This window comes from Bellilinea sp. (genome assembly GCF_053501535.1).
Genome location: NZ_JBRCOK010000006.1, coordinates 18,529 through 28,400, shown reverse-complemented (window position 1 = coordinate 28,400; position 9,872 = coordinate 18,529). Strand labels below are relative to the sequence as shown.

The window sequence follows — 9,872 nt, the reverse complement described above, 5'->3', positions numbered from 1 at the left end:
ATAATTCCCCGCAGAACACCGGTTGAACTACCCCCGCCAGGGGTTGAAACCGGCATCGGTAAAACCACTCCGCCTTCGCCAGTAATGCCCTTCAGGCGCAGAAAACTTTCTGCTGCCAGAAATTGCCACGAAATGGTTCTTTCGACCAGCGCGACCGCTGCAACACCCAAAAAACCAGCCCCAATCAGCGCCAGCAAACCGGCTGGGACGATATTCCGCCGGTCAGTACGCAGCTCACCGGACATCCACACCGGTAAGCCCAGTGCAAAAAAGCCCGACAGGCCAATGATGAATCCGATGGCAATCATCTCAGGCAGGGTCTCGCCCTGAGCCTTCATCCCCAATTGAAAGGCAAGATTAAGATGCAGAGAATGCGAACCAGCCCCAAAAATTCGGTCAAACATTTCGCTGAATCGGTTTTGAGGAACAGATGCAAACTGTCCAAGAATTACAAGCCAGCCCGCAATCGAAATCCCGGCCCCCCAGCCGATGATGCTGCGAATTGCCCGCGGAGAAAGGATGGAAAGGATAAAAGCCGTAAAAATCAATCCGCTTCCAATGTAGACCATCACCTGCGGATTATTCAGCGCAGCTGCAAAAACCTGTAAATCATAAATGCCCAGGACATTACCGAGCAGGTTTGCCAGATCAGGCAAAATTAACCGTGCAAACATACTTGCCAGAAAGCCGATAAATAACCCGCCCCCAATCAAGAAAGTCCAGCTAAACGCAAAACCCAGTGGGGGGTGAATGACTCGCGTACCAAAGTAGTAATCCGGCGCTTCCCGCCCAACCAGTCGGCCCATCGTCCAAACGGTCAATAACACAAACAGCATGCCCGCCAGTCCGATCAGCATGACGTTGGTAAGATTAATACCCGGATAAACGCCGGGCAGCACACTCACCGGCAGCCACACGGCCTGAACAAGACCAACTCCCGCCAGCGCCAAACCGATCACCGTCCAAAAACCGATCCAGTTTGTAAACCTGCCGGCCTTGCTGGCAGGTCTTGTTTCTGCCTGCGGAGCAATCAACTCAGTTAATTCGCTCAACTTTATTCCTCCTTGTAGGGGGTGACATCAGAACCAGTTATGCAAGAAGGATGCCTACAAAAAAATTATACCAACCCTGTTCAAAAACAACCTTTCAATTCCGCAAAGCAGATCATTTGCTTAATTTTTTTCATTTGACAACTGGCTCCCTACATGCGCCTCCCCCAATATCGTCGCGGCGATATTGGGGGAGGCTGGAGGGGGCAGAGAACGCCCAAATTGATCGGGGATTTATTTAACCCAAACTTTGCTCCAACTATGCAGCGTGTTTCAGGGCGGCATGGGCAGCCGCAAGACGGGCTACCGGCACCCGGAAGGGCGAGCAGGACACATAGTTGTTTCCGACCAGATGGCAGAATTCAATCGAGGCCGGATCGCCACCGTGTTCGCCGCAAATACCCACTTCAAGATCCGGACGTGCCTTTCGTCCATCTTCGACCGCAATCTGCATCAACCGGCCAACGCCATCCCGATCCAGAGTCTGGAAGGGATTCTTGGGCAGAATGCCATTTTCCACATAAGTGACCAGAAAACTGCGTTCGGCATCATCGCGGCTGTAACCAAAGGTCATCTGGGTCAGGTCGTTGGTGCCGAATGAGAAGAATTCCGCAATTTCGGCAATTTCCTTTGCAGTAACCGCTGCGCGTGGGATTTCGATCATGGTGCCAAACTTGTAGGGGAAGGACACACCTTTTTCTTTCATCACCTCGCGGGCAATTTCTTCCAGACGCGGCTGAATGACCTTCAACTCGTTGACGTGACCGGTGAGCGGGATCATCACTTCAGGCTTGGCATGTACACCCTTGAGGGTAACGTTGGCAGCCGCTTCGAAAATGGCACGAACCTGCATCTCAACGATTTCGGGCATGACAATGCTCAAACGCACGCCGCGCAAACCCATCATTGGGTTGCTTTCGTGCATGGCTTCCACGGCCTGCAGCATTCTTTCCAGTTCAACAACTTCTTTAGGCTCACCCTTGCCCAGCACGTAACCCGCCAGCGCCTCAATGCGCTTGGTGATGATCTGTTCTTCAAGGTCTTTGGCAGCCGGTAGGAACTCATGCAGCGGCGGATCAATCAGGCGGATGATGACCGGGTAGCCATCCATGGCAGTGAACAAACCTTCAAAGTCTGCCCGCTGGAAGGGAAGCAACTCATCCAAAGCGGCTTTGCGCTCTTCAGAGGACTTTGCCAGAATCATGCGTTGAACGATGGGTAAACGTTCCTGTTCAAAGAACATGTGCTCGGTGCGGCACAGGCCAATTCCTTTAGCGCCGTAAGCACGCGCGCGCTGGGCATCTTTTGGATAATCGGCATTTGCCCAAACCTGCAATCCGGTGGTGGGTGAACCGTTGACGCTCTTACGAATGCCGGGACGGGCACAGATCTCATCTGCCCAGTCCAAAAGCGTTAACAAATCGGTCTGTTCTTCCAGAGAGGGGGAAGTCATCGGCAGTTTACCCAAGAAAACCTCTCCGGTGCCTCCATCCAGTGAAATCCACTCGCCTTCTTTGACGACTTTGCCATCCACTTCCATCTGGCGTTTGTCCAGATCAATGCGCACGCTGGCCGCACCCACCACACACGGAACGCCAAACTGGCGGGCAACCACTGCAGCATGCGAGGTAGCCCCACCCTCACTGGTGAGAATACCCTTGGCAGCCAGCATACCGTGAACATCATCCGGTTTGGTGAATGGGCGCACCATAATGACATCCTGATGATATTCCTTGTTCATTTTTTCCGTGGTGTCGGCATCAAAGTACACCTGCCCGACCGCCGCGCCGGGTGAGGCGTTCACACCACTGGCGAAGAACCGGCCATCCGCTTTGGCTTTTTTAATGGTTTCTGCATCAAACTGTGGGTGCAGCAGTGTATCAACGTTCTCGGGGCTGACGCGTTTGACAGCCTCTTCCCGGGAAATGATGCCCTCATTAGCCATGTCCACCGCAATCTTAACCGCAGCCTTGGCAGTCCGTTTGCCGTTGCGGGTTTGCAACATCCACAATTTACCCCGTTCAATTGTAAATTCCATGTCCTGCATGTCACGGTAGTGGCGTTCCAATTTATCACAAATTTGCAGGAATTCGCGGTAGCATTCGGGCATGTCCCGTTCCAGATTCTCAATCTTCTCGGTGTTGCGGATACCGGCAACCACATCTTCACCCTGAGCATTGAGCAGGTAGTCACCGTAGAGTTTCTTTTCGCCGGTGGCCGGGTTGCGGGTAAACGCCACACCTGTACCCGAATCATTGCCCATGTTACCGAATACCATGGTGACGATGTTGACCGCCGTGCCCAAATCATCCGGGATGTTGGTCGCGCGGCGATAATCCACCGCCCGTTTTCCATTCCAGGATTTGAACACCGCTTCGGTAGCCAGTTTCATCTGCTCATAGGGGTCCATGGGGAAATCAAAACCCAGTTCCTTACGGACAACCCCTTTGAAAATATGGGTCAGTTCTTTCAAATGCTCGGCGGTCAGGTCGGTGTCCAGTTTAGCGCCTTTTTCGCGCTTATATTCTTCCAGAACATCTTCAAATGCCTCATCTGGCATGCCCAGAACTACTGCGCCAAACATTTGAATCAGGCGGCGGTACGAGTCATAAACGAAGCGTTCGTTGTTGGTCAACCGAATCATCGCCTGAGCCGTCTCATCATTCAGCCCAATGTTGAGGACAGTATCCATCATACCCGGCATGGAGAACTTTGCACCGGAACGGCAGGAAACCAACAGGGGATTATCGCTGCCACCGAATTTCTTACCGGTCAGTCGCTCCACTTCTTTGAGCGCTTCCAGCATCTGTTCCCACATCCCTTCCGGGAATTTTCCGCCAGCCGCAAGATAAGCATTGCAGGCTTCAGTGGTGACGGTGAATCCGGGTGGAACCGGTACACCCAGCCGGGTCATGTCTGCCAGATTGGCACCTTTGCCCCCCAAAAGCCCCCGCACTGCATCCCAATCGCCGCCCACATACTTTTCGGCAGCATCCAATTCATGGAATAAATATACCCATTTCTTCATGTTTTCTTTAACCTCCAGAAAATGTTTAACCCCTGAAAGGGGATAGTTCGCCTTAAGCCCTTAATCGTCACATTCTACCACAAAATTGACGATTTTTCGGTGAGTTCACCTTCGGTTGACTGATCAAATAAAAGCCCCATTTGTAAAGAAGTTGAAAGGATAAAATCCACCAAGTTCGCTGATAATAGGGTTGTACTCAATGCAAAGGAGAGGCGAATGAAAATACTGGTCATTGATGACGACCCTGCCATGACAGAATTACTTTCCACACTGTTGCGAACCATCCCTGCACATGTCATTGCGGTGAATTCGGGTCAGGAGGGGGTTGATCAAACCGCGAGCGAGAAACCCGATATTGTCATTCTTGACCTGATGATGCCAGATATGGACGGCTGGCAGGTCTGCAAACACATTCGTGAATTCAGCAATGTGCCCATCCTCATTCTCTCCGCACTGGATCATCCCGGGATGGTTGCAACTGCACTGGATGCCGGAGCCGATGATTATCTGATCAAACCGGTTTCAAGCAGTATGTTAATTGCACGCATCCATACGCTGCTTCGACGAACGAAACCGATCCCATCCAACATACCCGCCGCCAGCACCCCCTGAGCGGAACACGCCAAATTTGTAGTAAAATTCATCTGTTCCATTTCAAACAGGATGTTCAATCGAATATCCTTGTTTTGCTTTCAAGGGAAATTTTCAATCAAGGAGCAATTCACGTGCAGACCTGTTCACTTTGCTACACGCAATCACCCGACACAGCCCTGGAATGTCAAAACTGTGGCGCAAACCTCAGGCAATTTTCCGTCAGTGCGGTGGCGCTCAAAAAATTACAGGAAAATCCCCGCGTCCGTGATATTCGACTGGTGGTAGATGATGATGCCTGCCCGGTCTGTCAGTCCATGGCTGCAACTTACCCCAAAGATCAGGTGCCGGCTTTACCTGTCGAAGGTTGCTCCAGCCCCAACGGCTGCCGTTGTTTTTATGAACCGATGTTAACCGAAATTTTCCCCTGAAAAGTGTTCAACAACCATTGGCGGCACAAACCAGTTGAAACAGGGCGTCGGCCGTCTTTTGCGGGCTTTCCATCATCGGCATGTGTCCAGCCTCCGGGATCTCAATCACCCAGCCTTTATTCACCAGTTTGATTAACGAATAGGCTTTTTCAACCGGAACCAGTTGGTCTTCGCCTCCGGTAATTGCCAGTACTGGCACCTGAATTTCAGGCAACCATGGATTAGCATCCCGCCGATCTGCCATTGCCTTCAGAGCAGCTACCACAACCGGCACACTGCAAGCTGAAATCATCTGACTGAGTTGGGTTTGAATGGCTGCATCCGCGCTCAACTTGGAGGGCATTCCCTCAGCAATGTATCGGATACCCCGGCTGCGTACTTCACGGGCGGTTATCAAACGCGCCTGACGGCGTTCCGGACTATCCGCATCCGCTTGAGAAGCCACCAAAGCCAATCCTTTGAGCCGATGCGGGTAAGCATGCGCAAATTCTAAGGCAACATACCCTCCCATTGAGTGACCGGCAATCACAGCTTTTTCAATATTGAGCCGATCCAGCAGCTGAAGAACATCGGCTGCCAGCAGGCGCATTGAGAATTCTTCCACTTCTTGAGGAGATTCTCCAAATCCGCGCAGGTCAGGGAGAATCAGGCGGCTTTTTTTCTCCAGCAAGGGGACAATTGGGTGCCAAATGCGACGATTGAGAGGAAAACCATGGAGCAGTACCAGCGGGATTCCCTCGCCGTGTTGTTCTACAGCCAAATCAACGGTTTTCAGTTCCATGATTTTCCGTTCCTTCTCCCAATGAATCATCACTTAACAGCAATTCTACCAGATTAAGCGCCTCGTCAACGGTGTGAATCTGTCCGGCAGCCTGTGCTTCACGCACACTTTCCAGCAGCCTGCCCAATTGAGGTCCGGGTTTGATTCCAAAACGCTTTATTAAATCATCCCCATTGACCAGCCGAGGCGGAGAAACGGTCTCGTCACGCTTCTCAAACCATGCCTCCAAAAGCTGCCGGCAGATGGCCAGCTCTCTCTCCCACTGCTCCGGTGGGATGCCAATGCCATAGGTCGCCAGCGTATCCGCCAGCGAAAGCAAACACACATCCACTCCGGCATCTCCCAGTTTTCGAAAGTAGCGGTAAATGCTCCGCCGGCTGACCTCATTGCTTATCGAAGCCAGATGATGGATGCGCATATGTTCTCTCACCATCAAGGTGATTCGCTCCACCTCCGGATTGGAAAAAGCAAACCGGCGGGTAATTTTCCCGGCAATCTCTGCCCCACTGCGTTCATGATGCAAAAAACGGATACGGCCATCGGCTTGCTGTTCCCGGGTGAGTGGTTTTCCGACATCATGGAGCAGCGCGGCAAAAAAAAGCAGACCGCGTAAACTGCGTTCAGCATGAACCATGGCCGAAAAGTGTTCCTTCAAATCGTTGCGGTAGCGTCCCAAACTGAGGGATGCCATACCTGCCAGCAGACTTTCACCCTTGATGAATTCAGGCCCGCGCAGCAGCAAATCATACAGTGTTTCCAACCAGCGCAGGGTTTCCAATGTGTGTTCCCAAACCGGTAAAATGTGGGGACTGGTCTGCTGGACTCCTTTGGTCGCCATCAGCTCCGGAATCAAGATTTGCAGCACCCCCAGACGGTCCAAAAGAGAAACGGTGGTATGGATTTGTCGGCCATCCAGCATTTTGAAGAATTCATCCCGTTGTCTTTCAGCAGAACAATTGGGGAGCAATCCAACCGCCGCGCGCAGCCAGTGAAGAGTTTGCTTTTCAATCTGAAATTCTAATTGCATGGACAGGCGAATCGCGCGCAATACCCGAACTGGATCCTGCTCAAACGAATGCTCATTGCAGGCGCGCAGTTGTTTTTTGCGTAAATCGAGCGCACCATTGAGCGGATCAATGATTCGATCTTCTTCCAAGAGGTCAATCGCCATGGCGTTAACTGTAAAATCGCGAACTCTTAAGTCCTGTTCAATTGAAAAACCGCGCTGTCTGGCAAAGTCCAGGTAATAGCGGTCACCTTGCGGATTTTGCAAGATCACGCGGGCTGTCTTGCGTTCGTCATCCAGAACATAAAAGCCGGCTTTCAACTCGTCTGCTATCTGACGTGCTAACTGAATTGCATCCCCACTGACCGTAAAATCTATATCATGGCTTGGATGGCCGAGAAGCAGATCGCGAATACAACCACCTACCAGATGAATGCGCTGATTATGGTGTGCCTGCCGGCGGACTGCCTGATGAATGGCAGGATTTGGAAAAATACTCTCTAAAGTAATCAACATTCTTGAAAAAGTTCATCCCTCACGATAGCGGGATTCATCTACCACACCGACAAACGGCAGATTGCGGTACAGTTCATCCAGGTCGAGTCCATACCCAAAAACAAATTTATTGGGAATGGAAAAGCCGACATAGCGCAAAGGAACATACACTTCCCGCCGTTCGCTCTTATCCAGCAGGGTGCATACGCACAAACTACGCGGTTTTCTGGCAGAAAGCAAATCCAGCACAGAAGCCAGGGTTCTGCCGCTGTCAATAATATCTTCGACCAGGATGACATCCTTATCATGGATGTTCATGTTCAGGTCAAGGGTAATGCGCACCTGACCAGTTGATTCGCGTTTTCCACTGCCATACGAGGAAACCGCCATAAACTCAACCGCATGTGGAACGGTAATGTGGCGAATTAAATCGCTGAGGAAAAGAACGCCGCCCCGCAAGATACAGATTAAAACCAAAGCATCCGATTCACGGTAATCATGACTGATGAGTGCACCTAACTCGGCAACGCGCTTCTTCAGCGCATCTTCCTCAATCAACACCTCTGCCAGAAAATCTTTATAATCCCGCATGGCTTCCTCCTATGAATGCAATCACCCGCGAGGCACTTCATGATGCTGGCGGCAGCGGGCTTCATACATTTCAGACGCGCCGACAATAATGACCGGATCATCATAACGCGCCGGTTTTCCATTGACCAACCGCTGCGTTCGGCAAGCCGGTTCTCCGCACACCATACAAATTGCCTGGAGTTTATCTACTTTTTCGGCAATTGCCATCAGTACCGGCATACAACCAAATGGTTCACCTCGAAAATCAGTGTCTAAACCGGCAACAATGACGCGAATACCTCGGTCGGCCATTTGCTGAACAATTGGAATGATTTCCGCATCAAAAAATTGGGCTTCATCCACCGCCACAACCGTTGTATTCTCTTCCAGCAATTCAAGAATTTGCGCCGCCCGCTGAATGGGAATGGCATTGAAGGCCGTTCCCGCGTGAGAAGTAACCTGTTCGGCGTGATAGCGATTGTCAATCACCGGCTTGAAAACCTGAACCTTCTGCCGGGCAATCGTTGCCCGCCGCAAACGGCGAATCATTTCATCGGTTTTACCGCTGAACATTGAACCTGTGATGACTTCGATAGAGCCTGAATGGTGTATCATGAACTCCTCAATGGGAAAGGATGGGATATTCTGATTTTACTCCATCTTCTCTGCGGGAAAGCAGTGGCTTTTATTAAAAAAAATCAGCCCCTTGCGAGGCTGACCAATTCTTTTCCAGTAAAAGTTTAGACTACAATATCTTCGGCGGCGGCCGGCAATTCGTAACCCAGCTGGCGCAGGCGTTTCTTCAAATCAATTAACGATTTGCGGCCAAAACCTTCTACTGCCAACAGGGAGGCTTCGCCCTCTGCAAGCCGTTCCAGCACCTGACCAACCGTGGTCAAACCGGCTTTGATCAATGCCTCGGTCGGTCGGTTACCCAATTCCAGTTCTGCAACCGGGCGGGCAGGCGAAGTGCGTGCCATCTCACGCGCTTTCTGAGTATCAACAAATTCCTGCCGGGCCTGCAAACGCTTGTAGAAGCGGTCAACCTGTCCTTCCATGTCAAGGATACGCTGCTGCTGGCCGGTAAAGAATGGGTGGCATTTGGAACACACCTCGGTGCGGATTTCCTTGCGGGTTGAGCCAGTCCGCCAGGTATTGCCGCAGGCGCAAATTACCAAAGCATCCGGATAATAAGTCGGGTGAATACCCTTCTTCATTTTCGTCTCACCTTTCTGTGTAAAATTCCCTTGCCCTCGACAGAAACCAGATGTTCCGCGATGCAAGAGCGTTGAATTCGTTATTCAGCCTCAACCGGCATCACGCTGACACGCTTGCGCCCATTGGGTAAAGTTTCATAAACCACCACCCCATCCGTGGTAGCGAAGAGAGTATCGTCTTTACCAATGCCGACATTCAAGCCGGGTTTGATCCGTGTTCCGCGCTGGCGCACTAGAATGTTACCGGAGAGAACTACCTGACCAGCAAAGCGCTTTACGCCAAGGCGCTGCGCATTGCTATCACGTCCATTTCGACTGGAACCACCACCTTTTTTATGTGCCATTGCGCTTACTCCACAAGAATAGAATCAACCTTCAACCGGGTATATTTCTGGCGATGCCCCGTCTTAACGCGGATGCGTTTTTTGGGACGATACTTAAAGACAACAATTTTCTTGCCTTTGATGTGCTCTTCCACGGTTGTCTTTACCTGAGCACCTTTTACAGTCGGCGTGCCAACCAGAACTTTGTCGTCCTCGACAACAAGCAACACGGTTTCCAGCGTTACCGGTTCACCGGGTTGTTTTCTCAGCAGATCCACTTCAATCGCTGAGCCTTCGACGGCTTTGTATTGCTTGCCGCCACTTTCCACAATAGCGTACTTCATCGTTTTCGTCTCCAATCTTCACTTCGCCGCCTCACCT

At 51.3% G+C, this 9,872-nt stretch carries 11 protein-coding genes and 1 pseudogene; 2 read left to right on the top strand and 10 right to left on the bottom strand.

Translation table 11 applies throughout. The features are described 5' to 3' along the window. On the bottom strand, positions 1-1,052 hold a 1,052-nt coding region (locus ACWIZX_RS00480; RefSeq protein WP_448334455.1), incomplete at its 3' end, for a hypothetical protein. Between the two features lie 256 nt (positions 1,053-1,308). Next, on the bottom strand, positions 1,309-4,077 hold the full coding sequence (ppdK, locus tag ACWIZX_RS00475; RefSeq protein WP_322793129.1) for a pyruvate, phosphate dikinase: 2,769 nt from the start codon (positions 4,075-4,077) through the stop codon (positions 1,309-1,311). Between the two features lie 216 nt (positions 4,078-4,293). On the opposite strand from ppdK, the gene ACWIZX_RS00470 reads away from it, so the two are divergent. Next, on the top strand, positions 4,294-4,689 hold the full coding sequence (locus ACWIZX_RS00470; RefSeq protein WP_322793128.1) for a response regulator transcription factor: 396 nt from the start codon (positions 4,294-4,296) through the stop codon (positions 4,687-4,689). Between the two features lie 113 nt (positions 4,690-4,802). Beyond that, on the top strand, positions 4,803-5,099 hold the full coding sequence (locus ACWIZX_RS00465) for a hypothetical protein (protein WP_322793127.1): 297 nt from the start codon (positions 4,803-4,805) through the stop codon (positions 5,097-5,099). A gap of 7 nt (positions 5,100-5,106) precedes the next feature. Here ACWIZX_RS00465 and ACWIZX_RS00460 read toward each other — a convergent pair whose 3' ends face one another. The 8 genes and pseudogenes from ACWIZX_RS00460 to rplU form a co-directional block, all read right to left on the bottom strand. After that, positions 5,107-5,880, bottom strand: coding sequence for an alpha/beta fold hydrolase (locus ACWIZX_RS00460; RefSeq protein ID WP_448334454.1), 774 nt, complete (start codon positions 5,878-5,880; stop codon positions 5,107-5,109). Continuing rightward, the gene (locus ACWIZX_RS00455) at positions 5,861-7,402 is read right to left on the bottom strand and encodes a CCA tRNA nucleotidyltransferase (RefSeq protein ID WP_448334453.1); all 1,542 of its coding nucleotides are present in this window, start codon (positions 7,400-7,402) and stop codon (positions 5,861-5,863) included. Before ACWIZX_RS00455 ends, ACWIZX_RS00460 begins: the two co-directional genes overlap by 20 nt. Before the next feature lie 12 nt (positions 7,403-7,414). Beyond that, positions 7,415-7,972 (bottom strand): hypoxanthine phosphoribosyltransferase, encoded by a 558-nt coding sequence (hpt, locus tag ACWIZX_RS00450; protein ID WP_322793124.1) that lies wholly within the window; start codon positions 7,970-7,972, stop codon positions 7,415-7,417. A 21-nt stretch (positions 7,973-7,993) separates the two neighbouring features. Next, on the bottom strand, positions 7,994-8,566 hold the full coding sequence (locus ACWIZX_RS00445) for a thymidine kinase (RefSeq protein ID WP_322793123.1): 573 nt from the start codon (positions 8,564-8,566) through the stop codon (positions 7,994-7,996). A gap of 125 nt (positions 8,567-8,691) precedes the next feature. Continuing rightward, a complete protein-coding gene (locus ACWIZX_RS00440) occupies positions 8,692-8,931 on the bottom strand; it encodes a DNA-directed RNA polymerase subunit alpha C-terminal domain-containing protein (RefSeq protein WP_236839300.1) in 240 nt (79 codons plus the stop codon). 27 nt (positions 8,932-8,958) lie between these two features. After that, a pseudogene (rpmE, locus tag ACWIZX_RS00435) lies at positions 8,959-9,168 on the bottom strand (50S ribosomal protein L31); the annotation flags it as partial. Between the two features lie 80 nt (positions 9,169-9,248). Then, positions 9,249-9,512: a 50S ribosomal protein L27 gene (rpmA, locus tag ACWIZX_RS00430; RefSeq protein WP_322793122.1), complete on the bottom strand. Its 264-nt coding sequence runs from the start codon at positions 9,510-9,512 to the stop codon at positions 9,249-9,251. A gap of 5 nt (positions 9,513-9,517) precedes the next feature. Continuing rightward, the gene (gene rplU, locus ACWIZX_RS00425) at positions 9,518-9,835 is read right to left on the bottom strand and encodes a 50S ribosomal protein L21 (protein WP_322793121.1); all 318 of its coding nucleotides are present in this window, start codon (positions 9,833-9,835) and stop codon (positions 9,518-9,520) included. Positions 9,836-9,872: the final 37 nt, after the last annotated feature.

Coding starts and splice junctions, on each gene's coding strand:
- ppdK (WP_322793129.1), bottom strand. CDS start 4,077: ATGAAGAAATGGGTATATTTATTCCATGAATTGGATGCTGCCGAAAAG.
- ACWIZX_RS00470 (WP_322793128.1), top strand. CDS start 4,294: ATGAAAATACTGGTCATTGATGACGACCCTGCCATGACAGAATTACTT.
- ACWIZX_RS00460 (WP_448334454.1), bottom strand. CDS start 5,880: ATGGAACTGAAAACCGTTGATTTGGCTGTAGAACAACACGGCGAGGGA.
- ACWIZX_RS00455 (WP_448334453.1), bottom strand. CDS start 7,402: ATGTTGATTACTTTAGAGAGTATTTTTCCAAATCCTGCCATTCATCAG.
- hpt (WP_322793124.1), bottom strand. CDS start 7,972: ATGCGGGATTATAAAGATTTTCTGGCAGAGGTGTTGATTGAGGAAGAT.
- ACWIZX_RS00445 (WP_322793123.1), bottom strand. CDS start 8,566: ATGATACACCATTCAGGCTCTATCGAAGTCATCACAGGTTCAATGTTC.
- ACWIZX_RS00440 (WP_236839300.1), bottom strand. CDS start 8,931: ATGGCACGCACTTCGCCTGCCCGCCCGGTTGCAGAACTGGAATTGGGT.
- rpmA (WP_322793122.1), bottom strand. CDS start 9,512: ATGGCACATAAAAAAGGTGGTGGTTCCAGTCGAAATGGACGTGATAGC.
- rplU (WP_322793121.1), bottom strand. CDS start 9,835: ATGAAGTACGCTATTGTGGAAAGTGGCGGCAAGCAATACAAAGCCGTC.